Origin of the sequence: Parenemella sanctibonifatiensis, from assembly GCF_002250565.1 — a bacterium.
In the GTDB taxonomy this organism is placed as follows: Bacteria; Actinomycetota; Actinomycetes; order Propionibacteriales; family Propionibacteriaceae; genus Parenemella; species Parenemella sanctibonifatiensis.
The window spans coordinates 1-14,563 of the sequence record NZ_NMVJ01000006.1; the positions used below are offsets into that span (position 1 = coordinate 1).

The window sequence follows — 14,563 nt, forward strand, 5'->3', positions numbered from 1 at the left end:
CGAACCACCTGCTCCGGCGTGTGACGCTTCCTTCTGTTTGTCATGATCTGACCAGTCTCCCTGCCCGAAGCCTCGAGCAACAGGACAACTCTCACAATGACTGGACCTACAAAAGGGGGTCAGGCCAAGTGGTTCACCGATCGTGGCGTCACTGTCGAACGAGTCTTATCAGACAATGGCGGTGCCTACCGCTCGCACCTGTGGCGCGACATCTGCGAGGCGCTGTCCATCAGCCCGAAGTGGACCCGCCCCTACCGGCCGCAAACCAACGGCAAGGTCGAACGCTTCCATCGCACCATGGCCGACGGATGGGCTTACGCTCGCTGCTACATCAGTGAGCAGGAGCGTCGCGACGCACTCACTGACTGGTTCCACCAGTACAACCACCACCGGCCGCACACGGCCTGCGACTACCAGCCGCCCATCTCCCGATTGACCAACGTCCCCGGTCAGTACACCTAGGCGGGGCAGGGCCGGCCGCCGACCGGCGAGGACCAAGGCTGGGGTCAGCAGCCCCACCAGCAGCCGCAGGGCCAGTACGAGCTGGCAGAGCAGCCGGTGCAGCCCTATCGAGCCGACCCCTATCCGGCCATCCCGGCGAGGGGTCCGCGCCCGCGCCGTCGCGGGTCGGCAGCGGCCTTGGTGATGGCAATCGGGATCGTCCTGACCTTCGTCGTCGCAGCGATTGCCATGTTCCTCATGTTCTCTGTCTGAGGTCGTTGAAGCTCTGCGAGGCAACGCAGGTGGCACCAGCGATCTGTAATGCTGGGCGCCATGTCACAGAACTCGGGGAACTGGCGACCGGCCAACGACGGCCAGGGGCACGCCAACCAGCAACCCCAGCAGCCGTACGGACAGCAGCCCCCGCAGCCGTACGGGCAACAGCCCCAGCAGCAGTACGGGCAGCAGCCCCAGCAGCAGGCGGCGACGCCGTACCGCGCCGATCCCTATTCGCCCACGCCGCAGCGCGGACCGCGCCCGTCCGGTCGTGGCCGCAGCGGCGGGGTGCGTGGGGCGATGATCGCCCTGATCGCCATCGTCCTGGTGATCGTGTTGCTGTTCATCGGGTTTGCCGTCTTCTTCGTGGTCGCCCGGGACTCCGTCACCCCGCCGCTGGACCCGGTCAGCCGGCCGGGTGGCACCAGCGCCGAGGATCCGTATTTCCCCCAACACGGGGCGACCGGTTACGACGCACTCGGCTACGAGGCGGACCTGACCTGGGATGAGGGCACCGACACACTCAGCGGCCACTCGACCATGACCGCGCGTCTCACCGGTGACCTCTCATCGTTGGCGCTGGACCTGCTGCTGGAGCCCAGCGCTGTCAGCGTCGACGGCGCCGAGGCTGACTTCACGGTCGAGCGGGACCAGAAGCTGGTGGTGCAGCTGCCGGACGGCTCCCGCAGCGGCGAGGAAGTGTCGGTCCGGGTCGAGTACTCCGGCCAGCCCGGCCAGGTGACGCCCGGGGCCAATGTCCAACCCGCCTGGCACACGCAGGGCGACGAGCACATCCTGGCCGGCGAACCGGGCAGCGCCCCCTTCTGGCTGCCGACCAATGACCATCCCAGCGACCCCGCCACGTTGGACGTGACGCTGCGGGTGCGGGCCGGCGACGCCGGGCTGAGCGTCGGAGCGCTCGAGGGCCACACCACCGAGGGGGACACCGAGGTCTGGCAGTGGAGCCTGGCCGAGCCGGCGCCGACCTATGCGTACACCATCGCGGTCGGGGACTTCGAGATCGAGGAGGGGGAGGAGGACGGCCGCCCCTACCTGTACGCCGTCAGCAACCAGCTGCCGGCCGCCACCAAGGCCGAGATGTTCGAGACGCTGCGCCTCACCCCCGGCGTCATCGACGAGCTGGAGGAGCTTTACGGGACGCCCTATCCGTACGGTCAGATGGGTGGCATCGTGCCGGCCCATCGATTCTGGTTCGGGGCGCTGGAGACCGCGACCCGACCGGTCTACTTCAGCGAGATGATGACCGACCCCGACGAAGCACGCAGGATCGTCATTCACGAGTACGCCCACATGTGGGTCGGCAACACCGTCACCCCGGCGCAGTGGAAGGAGATCTTCCTCAACGAGGGGCTGGCCTCCCACGCCGAGTGGGTCCTGGCGGAGCGCCAGGGCGGGCAACCGGCGGAGGCGATGTTGGCGACCTACTACCACCAATTGGGCAGCCGCGCAGGATTCTGGACGGTCGACCTGCGCGATCCCGGGGTGGACCACATGTTCGAGCAGGCCTACCTGCGGGGGCCGATGGCGGTCGAGGCGCTGCGCCGGGTGATCGGCGAGGATGCCTTCGCTGAGCTGATGACGGTGTGGACCGGACAGCAGGGCCCTGCCACCGTCCAGGACTTCGTGACGATGAGTCAGGATGTCTCGGGGAAGGACCTGAGCGACTTCTGGCGGGCGTGGCTGGAGGGAACCGAACCCCCGCCGAACACGGCTGAGTATGGCCTTGGGGTGTGAGACCGCACCCGCTGAGCGGATCAGTGGTTAGGCTCAGCAGTGATGTCACACCAGTCAGCTCCGGGCCGCAGCCGAGGATTCACCATCGCCGTCGTCGCGGTGGTCATCATCGTGCTGGGCGTCGGTGCCGGCATCGTGCTCACGTCGGTGACCAACCGCAACGAGGGCACGGATCCGCCTCCCAGCGCGTCGGCGCCACTCACCACGGGCACCGGGGGAGCGACTACCGCACCGAGCCCCGCCCCGACGACCGAGCCCAGTCCCACCAGCGGCGGCACCCAGACCGCCACGGTCCCGCCGCCCAGCACGCCGGCGCAGACCCAGGGCCCGGACGCCTCGGTACGCCTGCCGCCCAGCGGTGACCTGGAATGGCAGGCCCCCGGTGATTGGCTGGCGGCCGGTCAGGACGGCAACCCGGCGCTGCCGAGCCGCTGCGTCCAGCGCAGCCTCACCTCCCAGCCCGGCATCCTCGACCTGGCCAGGCAGAACTACACGCTGGCCGCCGACGAGCGTTCCACCGCGGTGGCGACCGTGATGATCTTCGAGACCGAGGAGCAGGCAGAACAGGCCGCCCAGCAACTGCGGGCCTGGTCGACCTCCTGCCTCAACCAGCTTGTCGCCAGCGGCAACACCAATGTCCGCCAGCACGGCAACCACCAGGTCAGCGTGGAGGGCGGCGAGGCCGGTTTCACCGAGTTCTCCTACCTGCCGCCTGGTGCTGGCCAGGGCGATGCGGTGTTCGCCAGCCACGGCGTGATCCAGGTCGGCATCTCGGTGGCCTATCTGGTGATGGAGGTCCGCACCCCCGAGGCGCACTGGCGCTACACCGAGCAGCCCGACGAAACTGGACTGGAGTCCCATCCGATGATTCGTACGCTGCCCAAGATCGCCGGCAGGATCCAGGCATGATCGCGGTGGTCCGGTTCCAGGTGCCCGAGGCGGGCGTGGCCGAGTTCCGCGCCCGGACTGAGGCCGCCATCGCCGTCCTGGAACAGAAGCCCGGGTTGCGCAGCATCGACTTCGGCCGCAATGTCGATGATCCGCAACTGTGGACGCTGACCAGCCGCTGGCAGGACGTCGGGAGCTACCGGCGCGCTCTTGGCGGCTACGAGTCCAAGATGGCCGTGGTTCCACTGCTGTCGCTGGCCATCGACGAACCGACAGCGTACGAGGACCCCGACGAGGTGGGACCGAATCTGCCGCGGGGGAGTCAGCTCGACTGATCCGCCCGGCGCCGTCAGCTACTGATCGGGCGCCGACCTCACCCGATACACTGGCCACCGCGCCCCCGCTGGATCACAGGCGGGTGTTCGGGCGCTTCGCACGCCCGCCAGTTCATCGTCTCCGAAGGAGTTCCATGACCAACTCTCCCTCCGTTGAATTCCACGACGGCCGCTCCATACCGCAGCTCGGCTATGGCGTGTGGCAGGTCGAGAACGACGTGGCCGCCGAGGTGGTTGTCGAGGCGCTCAAGGCCGGCTATCGCCATGTCGACACCGCGCGCGGATACAACAATGAGGCCGGGGTTGGTGCCGCTCTGAAGATCGCCGGCCTGCCCCGCGACGAGGTCTTCGTCACCTCCAAGCTGCCCAACCAGGATCAGGGCCATGACGCGGCGCTGCGCTCCTTCGACGCCACCATGGCCGACCTTGGCCTGGACGAGCTCGACCTCTACCTGATCCACTGGCCGGCCCCGGCCAAGGGTCTGGCGCTGGAGAGCTGGCAGGCCTTCATCGAGCTGCAGCAGCAGGGCCGGGTCCGGTCCATCGGCGTCTCCAACTTCCGGGTCGAGGACCTGGAGAAGCTCAAAGCTGAGACCGGTGTGGTGCCGGTGCTCAACCAGATCGAACTGCACCCCTACTTCAACCAGCCTGAGTTGCGGGAGTATCACGCCGCCAACGGCATTGTCACCGAGTCCTGGTCGCCGCTGGGGCAGGGTGGCGGTGAGCTCGAGGATCCGGTCATCACCGCGATCGCCGAGGCCCATCAGGCCACCCCGGCCCAGGTGCTGATCGCCTGGAACCTCGCGCTCGGCAACGTGGTCATTCCCAAGTCGGTCACCCCGGAGCGAATCGTCTCCAACTTCGCCTCGCTCGAGGTGAAGCTGACCGAGGAGGAGATCTCCCAGATCACTGCCCTGCACAAGGGCGAGTCCGGCCGACAGGGCAAGAACCCCAACGACTTCGACGGCCACCAGGGCGCCTGAGTCCCTCCGGCAGACCCCGGGCACCGCGCACGCGGGCCCGGGGTCTCGTCATGTCTGGGGCAGTGGAAGGTCTCTCTCGAGACGTGACCGCGCTCTATCTCGCTGCGGGAGGCGGCCGGCGTACGGATCCTGCACAGTTTGGGGCGGGGCGGGACCACTGGTCAGACGGCCTGGCTGGCCGAGGCGCTGGCGGCGCTGCCGGCCGGGTGAGGCTCCGGGAGCACGTGGTGAGCGGCTGGTTGGTTCGGACAAGCCTTTGGTGGCCATCTGGACTAGCCTTGGGGCCTGACGCGCGTGCCAGCCGGGCAGGCGTACGACCAGGAGGATCCCCATGGCTGAGGCCAGCCGTCTCGACACCGTCATCGCCCTGTGTAAGGACCGCGGATTTGTGTTCCCGTGCGGCGAGATCTACGGCGGTACGCGGTCGGCCTGGGACTACGGTCCCTACGGCGTCGAGCTCAAGGAGAACATCAAGCGCCAGTGGTGGAAGACGATGGTCCGTAGCCGCGAGGACGTGGTCGGGCTGGACTCCTCGGTGATCCTGCCGACCAAGGTCTGGGAGGCCTCGGGCCACCTCAAGGCGTTCGTCGACCCGCTGGTCGAGTGCAAGGCCTGCCACAAGCGTTTCCGTGCCGACCACCTGCAGGAGGAGTACGCCGAGGTCAACGGCCTCGACGACCCGGATGCGGTGGACCTGGCCGTGGTGGCCTGCCCCAACTGTGGCGCCAAGGAGAAGTGGAGCGAGCCGCGCAACTTCAACGGCCTGCTCAAGACCAACCTGGGCCCGGTCGAGGACGAGTCCGGGGTGCACTACCTGCGCCCCGAGACCGCCCAGGGCATCTTCGTGAACTTCGCCAACGTGATGACAGCGGCGCGGATGAAGCCGCCGTTCGGCATCGCCCAGACCGGCAAGTCCTTCCGCAACGAGATCACGCCTGGCAACTTCATCTTCCGCACCCGCGAGTTCGAGCAGATGGAGATGGAATTCTTCGTCAAGCCCGGCGAGGACGAGACCTGGCACGAATACTGGATGGAACAGCGCCACAACTGGTATACCGACCTTGGCATCGACCCCGAGAACCTGCGCTTCTATGAGCACCCGGCCGAGAAGCTGTCGCACTACTCCAAGCGCACCGTCGACATCGAATACCGCTTCGGCTTCCAGGGCAGCGAATGGGGCGAACTGGAAGGCATCGCCAACCGCACCGACTTCGACCTCACCACCCACGGTGAGCACTCCGGTCAGGTCAAGCAGCTGCAGTACTACGACCAGCAGGCCAACGAGCGCTGGACCCCCTACGTCATCGAGCCGGCGGCCGGTCTGACCCGCTCCCTGATGGCCTTCATGGTCGATGCGTACGCAGTCGAGGAAGCCCCCAACGCCAAGGGCGGCACCGACCAGCGCGCGGTGCTCAAGCTCGACAAGCGGCTGGCACCGGTGAAGGCCGCGGTGCTGCCGTTGTCGAAGAAGGAGGACCTCGCGCCGACCGCCCAGAAGCTGGCCGCGGACCTGCGTCAGCACTGGAACATCGACTACGACGACACCCAGTCGATCGGCCGCCGTTACCGCCGTCAGGACGAGATCGGTACGCCCTACTGCCTGACCGTGGACTTCGACAGCCTCGAGGACCAGGCCGTCACGATCCGCGACCGCGACACCATGACCCAGGAACGCGTCGCCCTGAGCCAGGTGGAGGGGTGGCTGGCGCAGCGATTGGTGGGCTGCTGATGGTCGCAACCCCGGTCGCCCCGGCACCGGCCCTGCCACAGCCGTGGCCCGAGTTGGTGCTGGCGGCGCCGTCACGTTCCGCGGCGGTGACCACCAGCGGAGTGGTGCTGGCGCCGATGGCCGGGGTGACCAATGCGGCGTACCGACAGTTGTGTCGGGAGCAGGCCGAGTCCGCGCTGCCCGAGCCACCGAAGGACGGCGACCGTACGCCGGCTCTGTTCGTCTGCGAGATGATCACCTCCCGCGGGTTGGTCGAGCGTGACGAGAAGTCGCTGTCGATGCTGGCCTTCGACCCCGGCGAGCGGACCCGGTCGGTACAGCTCTATGGCGTCGACCCCGCGGTGATGGCCAAGGCGACCCGGATGCTGTGCGAGGAATTCGGTGTCAACCACGTCGACCTCAACTTCGGCTGCCCGGTCCCCAAGGTCACCCGGAAGGGTGGCGGCGGGGTCCTGCCCTGGAAGCGCGACCTGCTGGAGGCGATCCTGACCTCGGTGGTCGGCGCTGCCGACGAGTTCGGCGTCCCGGTCACCATGAAGACCCGGATGGGCATCGACGGTGCTCACCTGACCTATCGCGACGCCGGCAGGATCGCCGAACAGAGTGGCTGTGCGGCGATCGCGCTGCACGGCCGTACCGTCGCCCAGTCCTACAGTGGCGTGGCCGACTGGGACGCCATCGCCGATTTGGTGCAGCACGTCGACCTGCCGGTGCTCGGCAACGGTGATGTCTGGGAGGCCGACGACGCCCGGCGGATGCTCGACCACACCGGCGCTGCCGGTGTGGTCGTCGGACGCGGTTGCCTGGGGCGGCCGTGGCTCTTCCACGACCTCGTCACGGCCTCACTGGGCCGGGACCAGGTGGCGTTGCCGACGCTGGGGGAGGTGGCCGCGATCCTGCGGCGTCACGCGGTGCTGCTGGCCGGAATCATGGGGGAGCAGCGTGGCCTGACGGATCTGCGCAAGCACATGGCCTGGTATTTCAAGGGTTTCCCCGTCGGGGCGCTGCGGCGTCGCTTCGCGATGGTGGCGAGTCTGGCCGAGCTGGACGACCTGTTGGCCGAGTTGGATCCCGCCGCTGAGTTTCCCGAGACCGAGCTCGGTCAGCCCCGCGGTCGGCAGGGCAGTCCCCGCGGCAAGGTGGTCATGCCGCAGGGCTGGTTGGACTCCGAGTGTGGTCTGGACCTGGACCTGGCCGACGCAGAACTGGATTCATCGGGCGGCTGAGGCCAGCTTCGGCGTCACTGCCCGATGACGTTGATCCACATGAACAGGGCCACCAGCGGGCCGATCACCCCGGCGATCAGGCCGGTGACGGCCAGCGGGCGCGCGCTGTCGCGGACGGTCGCGACGATGCAGGTGATCCAACCGCCCAGTCCGGTCAAAGCAGCGACGCCGGCCACCCCCATCATTTGAAAGACCTGCTTGATCTCTTCGTCGCCGGTGGCGGTCAGCATCAGATCAGCGGTGGGGCCCGCCGTGAGGATCAGCACCAGGGAGCTCAGCAGCACCAGGACGCCACCGACAATGCCGGCCGCAGGCGACGCCGGCTTCGGCGCGGGCGGGCGCTGCGCGGCGTACTGACCGTAGACCGGCGCGGGTGGCTGCTGCGGGGGCGGCGCCAGATAGGAGGCGCTGCCGTAGCTCTCGGGATAGTTCTGCTGAGGTGAGGCGTACCCATAGGGGTCGTCAGCTTCGGCGAAGCCGTACGGGTTGTCGTGCCCGGTGTACGGATTGTCCTGCTCGCTCACGGTGCCCTCCTCGTCTGGAGCCCCAGCCTTGTCTCGGAGCAGGGCCAAGTGTAGTGACACATGGGTTGCTAGCGTGGTGATGACGAACCAAGGAGGCAGGTTGACGACCCCACTCCCACGCGCGCAGCTGTGGGCCCAGACCATGGCTGGACACGCCGGTGACACCGAGGTGGTACGCGCGCACGCCGACTCGGCGGCACGCTTGGGACCGGCCCGCCGGATCACCCGGGAAGAGCGCGAGGAACGCGAGGCCGCAACCCTGACTCCGGGAGCCGCCCTGGCCGCCGGTGCCGGCGACCGCGTCCGACCGGAAGAACCCGACCCAGAACGTACCTGCTTCGAACGGGACCGGGACCGGATCGTGCACTCACCGGCCTTCCGCCGGCTCGCCGGCAAGACGCAGGTGGTCGTCTATCCCACCGACCACCAGCGCACCCGGCTCACCCACGCCCTCGAAGTGGCGCAGGTGGCAGTGGCCGTGGCCCGAGGGATCGGCGCCAACGTCGCCCTCACCGACGCGATCGCGATGGGTCACGACTGTGGCCACGGCCCCGGTGGCCACGCCAGCGAGGATGCCTTCGACCAGTTCATTCCGGACGGTTATGACCACGGCCCGTGGGGTGCTGACGTGGTGCTGACCTCGCTGAATCTGTGTTCAGAAACCCTGGATGGGGTACGCAACCACTCCTGGTCGCGGCCCTCACCCCGCACCATTGAGGGTGAGATTGTGTCCTGGGCGGACCGGATTGCCTACTGCGCCCACGACCTCGAGGACGCCATTCGCGCCCGGATCGTCACCCCCGACGAGCTGCCCCAGGTGGTGCTGGAACGCTGCGGCGCGACCCGCAGGGAGCAGATCTCCACCTTCATCCGAGCGATCATCACGGCAGCCTGCAACCACGGCCAGGTCGCCATGGATCCCGACACTGCCGAGGCGCTGGCGGCGCTGCGGGCCTTCAACTACGAGCGGATCTACACCCGCCCCGAGTCGGTGGCGCAGGCCCGCACCGTGGTCGAGGTGCTGACCGGACTGGTGGAGTACTACCTCGACCATCCCGATGCGTTGCCCAATCCGGATCCAGCGATGGACCTGGTGCACAACTGTGTTGCCCACGTCGGCGGCATGACCGACCGCTATGCCTTCGGTCAGGCCCAGCACCTGCTCGGCTGGGATCCCGCCAAGCTGCCGCGCGGCATCGGTCGGGGCGCGTGACCTTGATGCGCGCCTGAGTCGCGGACGGTCGCCTTCGTGTCGGTGACGGCTGCGAGGATGGCGGCATGTCCGGATCAATGACGCCTCGACCGACCTTCGTCTCCCTCCAGCATGCCGACTTGGCGGTGGTGCTCGCCGTGCTGCCCGACCAGTTGCCGATCGTGCTGCACTGGGGTGCCCCGCTGGCTGAGGTCGATGCCACGGAGCTGTGGGCGGCGACCGAACCGCCCGTGCTGGGCAACGAACCCGACCGGCAGCGCCGAGTGTCGGTGCTGCCGGAGTCGTGGACCGGGTGGATCGGTACGCCCGGACTGGCCGGCTCCCGCGCCGGCGCCGGCTGGTCACCGAAGTGGCAGCTGCGACAGATCACCGTCGACGGCACCGAAGTGAGCGCCGACCTGACCCGGCAGGGCCCGGCCCGCGTGGTCGTCGACGCGGTCGACCCGGACGCCGAGCTGGCGGTCGCGGTGCACGTCGAACTCCTCGAGGGCGGGCTGTTGCGACTGGCCGCCGAACTCACCAACACCGGCGCCGACGGTTACCAGTTGGACCGGATCGTGCTGGCGCTGCCGGTGCCGCGACGCGCCACCGAGATCGCCGACTTCGGCGGCCGTTGGTTGCAGGAACGCACCCCGCAACGGCTGCCCTTCGCCCAGGGCAGCCATTGGCGTGAGAACCGACGCGGCCGCACCGGCGGGGATGCGGCGTACCTGCTGCAGGCTGGCACCGCTGGCTTCGACTCCCGTGCCGGGGAGGTGTGGGCGATTCACACTGGCTGGAGCGGCGGCCACATCCACGCAGCCGAGCGGCAGTACACCGGCGAACGGTTGCTCTACGGCGGCGAGGGGCTGCTGCCGGGCGAGATCGTGCTCGCCGCAGGGCAACGGCACCGGTCGCCGTGGTTGTACGCGGCGTACGGACACGGCACCGACGAGGTCGCACACCACTTCCACAGCTGGCTGCGGTCCCGACCCGAACACCCGGTTCGGCCACGACCGGTCACCTTCAACAACTGGGAGGCGACCTATTTCGAGCACGACCTGGCGACGATGGTCGAGCTGATCGACCGTGGCAAACAAATCGGCGCGGAACGTTTCGTGCTCGACGATGGCTGGTTCGGCGGCCGGCGCAGTCCTCAGGCAGGGCTGGGGGACTGGACGGTCAGCCCCGAGGTCTGGCCCGAGGGCCTGACGCCGCTGATCGAGGCGGTGCATGCCGCCGGGATGGAATTCGGGCTGTGGGTGGAGCCGGAAATGGTCAACCCCGATTCGGATCTGGCCCGCGCCCATCCGGACTGGATCCTGCAGGTGCCAGGACGGCAGCCGATCCCCTCACGGCACCAGCAGGTGCTGAATCTGGCCGAGCCCGGGGCGTACGCCCATGTCCGCGACCAACTCGTGACGTTGCTGGAGCAGTATCCGATCGCCTACCTCAAGTGGGACCACAACCGCGACCTGGTCGATGCGGGCGCCGGGCCGGCGGGTCGCGGCGGCGTCCACGCGCAAACCAGGGCGGCGTACCACCTGATGGCGGAACTGAAACAACGCTTCCCGGGCCTGGAGATCGAGTCCTGCTCCTCTGGTGGCGGCAGGGTCGACCTGGGCGTGATGGAGCATGCCGATCGCGTCTGGGCCTCGGACAACATCGACCCGCTGGAGCGGCTCGAGATCATGTCCGGCAGCGTCGGGCTGCTGCCCTTCGAACTGCTCGGCAGTCATGTCGCCGCCGAGCGCAACCACTCCACCGACCGGCGCCACAGCGTGCGGTTCCGGGCCCAATCCGCGCTGTTCGGGCACGTCGGGGTGGAGTGGGACCTGCGCGAAGCCAGCGACGAAGACCTGACTGAACTCGCCGGTTGGATCCGGATCCACAAGGAGATCCGGGAGCTCTGCCACCACGGCCGGCTGGTGCGTGGCGCCGACCGAGGCGACTGCCTGGACGTGCAAGGGGTGGTCAGCCAGGACCAGTCGCAGGCGGTGTTCCGGGTGGCGCGGACAGATCTGACCGCCTATTCGCGGCCAGGTGCGGTGGAGTTGCCCGGCTTGGCATCGCAGCTGCGTTACCGGGTTGAGGTGTTGTCACCCGAGCCGGTGGCCGGCCGGTTCAGTCCGGTCTGGGCCCGCGACCGCGGCACCGTGACGTTGTCGGGTGCCGAGCTGGACCAGGTCGGCCTGGAGGTCGGGGCGCTGCTGCCGGAGTCGGCGATCGTGGTTCAGCTGACGGCGGTCTGAGCGTCGCCGATCCGGGAGCAGATCACTTCGTCGACGTGACGGCCGTCCCAGGCGTACGCGCCTCGCAGTCGGCCGTCCTCCTGGAAGCCGCACTTGTCGGCGACCCGCAGCATCCGTTCGTTGCCGGACCAGGTGCGCAAGTCGAGCCGGTGGGTGTCGGGCAGCGCCAGCAGCCAGTCCGACCAGGCTTGCAACACCGCGGTGCCCAGCCCGCGATTCCAGTCCCGCGGGTCATAGATGCTCAGCTCCACCCGGCGCCAGCCCGACGGGAAGTGCTCCCAGCCCCAGGCCGCCATTCCGACCGCGCGGCCGGACTCCAGGATTGCCAGCGTGGTGGGGATCTGGGTCTGGTGGTCCAGCTGCCAGGGGTCGCGTTCCATCCGCGCCAGCCAGCCGTTGACCAGATCACGCGCCAGGGGTTCGAAGTAGGGGGCATCCCACTTCTTCCACTCACCGCCGGGCAGGTGCGGCGCGATCAGGTCCCTGGCCGGCTTCAGCAGCGGCCCCAGTGTGAGCGGGGCCGGCAGCTGCGGTCCGAGCCGCTCCCAGTTGTCGGTGAGCATGGTCATGGCCGCAGCTTAGGCAAGGTCGTGGTCACCGTTCGGGTCGCTGATCGGGCAACCGGCAGGCTGGCATACCACCCGGCAGCCGGTGCCGATACTGCGCAACCAGCCGATACCCGGCATCGGCCAGCTGCCGCATCCCGGGCAGCGGATAGAGCCGGGCCAGCCGGGCACCCCAGCCGCCGCGATGGGTCAGCCAGCCGGCGACGGCCGCCGCACCGGCGTACGCACGACCTGGCTCGATCCCCGACTCGTCAATCCACTGCACTGCGGCCCGGCAGCGCTCGATGGTCAGCCCGAGCGCTGCAAGATCGGCCCACTGCCACGGCGTGACGGTGACATCGGGCGTACGCACCCTGGCCCACTCGGCGGCCCGGGTGCAGAAGCCGCAGTCGCCGTCGTAGATCAGCACTGGCATGCCGGCAGCGTAGTCGGGCCACTGTGCCAGCTGATCTCTGCGGGGTCCGAACTGGAGCGACCTGCGTACACTGCCTCTCGTGGCTGGCCGGATCAACGACGACGACATCGCCGAGGTCCGTGCCCGGACCCGGATCGATGAGATCGTGGGCGAACACGTGATGCTGCGACCAGCTGGCGGCGGCTCCTTCAAGGGCTTGTGTCCGTTTCATGACGAAAAGACCCCCAGCTTTCAGGTGACGCCCTCGCGCGGGCTGTACTACTGCTTCGGCTGTGGCGAGGGCGGCGACGTCATCACGTTCCTGCAGAAGGTCGAAAACCTCACCTTCGCCGAGGCGGTGCAGCGACTCGCCGACAAGGCACAGGTGCGGCTGCGGATCAGCGACGACGGCGGCCCGCGGATCGAACCGGGGCTGCGCAACCGGATCCTCGAGGCCAACTCTGCCGCCGCTGATTTCTTCGCTGAGCAACTCGGCTCCCCAGAGGCGCTGATCGCCCGGCAGTTCCTGGCTGGGCGCGGGTTCGACCAGGCCTCCGCCGAGCATTTCGGAGTCGGCTACGCCCCCAAGGGTGGTCGGCTGGTGCAGCACCTGCGGGGCCGCGGTTTCACGATGCCGGAGTTGGTCAAGGCAGGGTTGGCCCGGGAAGCCGGTTACGACTTCTTCCGGGGCCGGTTGCTGTGGCCGATCCGCGACTCCGGATCGCTGGTGCTGGGCTTTGGTGGTCGCCGCATCTGGGACGACGACCGGCTGCCCGCGAAGTACATCAACACCCCGGAAACCCCGGTCTACAAGAAGTCCCAGGTGCTCTACGGCCTGGACCTGGCCCGCTCGGCGATCGGCAAGCGCTCCCAGGCAGTCGTGGTCGAGGGCTACACCGACGTGATGGCCTGCCACATCGCCGGCGTGGACACCGCAGTGGCCAGCTGTGGCACCGCCTTCGGCAACGACCACGGCCGGCTGCTGCAGCGGTTGATGGGCACCCACGATGCGTTCAACGGTGAGGTGATCTTCACCTTCGACGGTGACGAGGCCGGTCAGAAGGCCGCGCTGAAGGTCTTCGACGGCGACCAGAACTTCATCTCGCAGACCTACGTCGCGGTGGAACCAACCGGGTTGGATCCCTGCGACCTGCGCATCCAGCACGGTGACGCAGCGGTCCGGGAGCTGGTCGGCCGCCGGGTGCCGTTGTATCGCTTCGTGATGGCCAACGTGATCCAGCGCTATGACCTGGACCGGGCCGAGGGCCGGGTCGACGCGGTGCGCGCGGCCGCCCCGCTGGTCTCCTCGGTCCGCGACTCATCTCTGGTCGGGCAGTACATCAGGGAGCTGGCCGGGATGGTCGGCATGGATCCCGATGACGTACGCCGTGAGGTCAGCCGGGCCCGAAACCGGCCGGCGGAACCGCGTCGGGAGGTGGTGCGGACCCGCGAGGAGGCCGTCCATCCGGCACCGCAGCCGCCACGGTTGCCGATGCCTGATCCTGCCGATCGGCAGCTGTCGGTGGAGCGGGATGTCGCCAAGCTAGTGGTGCAGCAGCCGCAGCTGTTCTCCTCGGACTGGCACGGATTGACCGTCGAGGACTTCATCCATCCGGCCTACCGGGAACTCTTCCACCATGCCCAGCAGCTCCGCGAGCAGGGCTCGGCTGACGCTGGCAATCCGTGGGTGGAGCGGCTCTTCGAGGCCAGCGAAGCGCCCGTGACGGATCTGGTGGTGCAGTTGGGCGTCGAGCCGCTGCTGCGCGCACCCGACGCCGAGTACGTCTCCGAGTACACCGCCCGACTGCGGATGATCAGCGTGACCCGGCAGATCGCAGACCTGAAGTCGAAGCTGCAGCGCACCAATCCGCTGGCGGACCAGCAGGCGTACAACGGCATGTTTGCCACCTTGCTGGGACTGGAGAACGAGCGTCGCCAACTGCACCGGCGCGCCGTCGGCGACGTGTGAGCCGCCCCCTGCTGTCCGGGCGGTTCCGCCAAG

The 14,563-nt window shown here is 68.4% G+C and carries 12 protein-coding genes and 1 pseudogene; 10 read left to right on the top strand and 3 right to left on the bottom strand.

From position 1 onward, the window contains the following. Positions 1-129: 129 nt before the first annotated feature. The 7 genes and pseudogenes from CGZ91_RS04640 to dusB all read left to right on the top strand — a co-directional run. Positions 130-462, top strand: a pseudogene (locus CGZ91_RS04640) (integrase core domain-containing protein); the annotation flags it as partial. A gap of 312 nt (positions 463-774) precedes the next feature. Further along, positions 775-2,472 (top strand): M1 family aminopeptidase, encoded by a 1,698-nt coding sequence (locus CGZ91_RS04645; RefSeq protein ID WP_144276783.1) that lies wholly within the window; start codon positions 775-777, stop codon positions 2,470-2,472. Positions 2,473-2,514: 42 nt separating this feature from the next. Further along, positions 2,515-3,381 carry a hypothetical protein gene (locus tag CGZ91_RS04650; protein WP_094453038.1) on the top strand — a complete coding sequence of 289 codons (867 nt, stop codon included), beginning with the start codon at positions 2,515-2,517 and terminating at the stop codon, positions 3,379-3,381. Beyond that, positions 3,378-3,695, top strand: a complete 318-nt coding sequence (locus CGZ91_RS04655) for an antibiotic biosynthesis monooxygenase family protein (RefSeq protein ID WP_094453040.1) — start codon at positions 3,378-3,380, stop codon at positions 3,693-3,695. The genes CGZ91_RS04650 and CGZ91_RS04655 overlap by 4 nt, the downstream gene beginning before the upstream one ends. Positions 3,696-3,829: 134 nt before the next feature. Next, a complete protein-coding gene (locus tag CGZ91_RS04660) occupies positions 3,830-4,678 on the top strand; it encodes an aldo/keto reductase (RefSeq protein ID WP_094453042.1) in 849 nt (282 codons plus the stop codon). A gap of 331 nt (positions 4,679-5,009) precedes the next feature. Further along, positions 5,010-6,407, top strand: coding sequence for a glycine--tRNA ligase (locus tag CGZ91_RS04665; protein WP_094451423.1), 1,398 nt, complete (start codon positions 5,010-5,012; stop codon positions 6,405-6,407). Then, positions 6,407-7,633, top strand: coding sequence for a tRNA dihydrouridine synthase DusB (gene dusB / locus CGZ91_RS04670; protein WP_094454048.1), 1,227 nt, complete (start codon positions 6,407-6,409; stop codon positions 7,631-7,633). The genes CGZ91_RS04665 and dusB overlap by 1 nt, the downstream gene beginning before the upstream one ends. A 14-nt stretch (positions 7,634-7,647) precedes the next feature. Here dusB and CGZ91_RS04675 read toward each other — a convergent pair whose 3' ends face one another. Next, entirely contained in the window at positions 7,648-8,157 is a 510-nt protein-coding gene (locus tag CGZ91_RS04675) for a hypothetical protein (RefSeq protein ID WP_094453044.1), read from the bottom strand. Between the two features lie 142 nt (positions 8,158-8,299). Between CGZ91_RS04675 and CGZ91_RS04680 the strand changes: the two genes are divergently transcribed. Both CGZ91_RS04680 and CGZ91_RS04685 read left to right on the top strand, forming a co-directional pair. Next, positions 8,300-9,370 (top strand): HD domain-containing protein, encoded by a 1,071-nt coding sequence (locus tag CGZ91_RS04680; RefSeq protein WP_094454050.1) that lies wholly within the window; start codon positions 8,300-8,302, stop codon positions 9,368-9,370. 65 nt (positions 9,371-9,435) lie between these two features. Continuing rightward, entirely contained in the window at positions 9,436-11,601 is a 2,166-nt protein-coding gene (locus CGZ91_RS04685; RefSeq protein ID WP_094453046.1) for an alpha-galactosidase, read from the top strand. Here the strand turns inward: CGZ91_RS04685 and CGZ91_RS04690 are convergent. Together CGZ91_RS04690 and CGZ91_RS04695 are read right to left on the bottom strand one after the other, a co-directional pair. Next, positions 11,583-12,170, bottom strand: coding sequence for a GNAT family N-acetyltransferase (locus CGZ91_RS04690; protein WP_094453048.1), 588 nt, complete (start codon positions 12,168-12,170; stop codon positions 11,583-11,585). The genes CGZ91_RS04685 and CGZ91_RS04690 overlap by 19 nt on opposite strands. Positions 12,171-12,195: 25 nt before the next feature. Next, the gene (locus CGZ91_RS04695; RefSeq protein WP_094453050.1) at positions 12,196-12,582 is read right to left on the bottom strand and encodes a thiol-disulfide oxidoreductase DCC family protein; all 387 of its coding nucleotides are present in this window, start codon (positions 12,580-12,582) and stop codon (positions 12,196-12,198) included. 79 nt (positions 12,583-12,661) lie between these two features. Between CGZ91_RS04695 and dnaG the strand changes: the two genes are divergently transcribed. Further along, a complete protein-coding gene (dnaG, locus tag CGZ91_RS04700) occupies positions 12,662-14,530 on the top strand; it encodes a DNA primase (RefSeq protein ID WP_094453052.1) in 1,869 nt (622 codons plus the stop codon). Positions 14,531-14,563 lie beyond the last annotated feature (33 nt).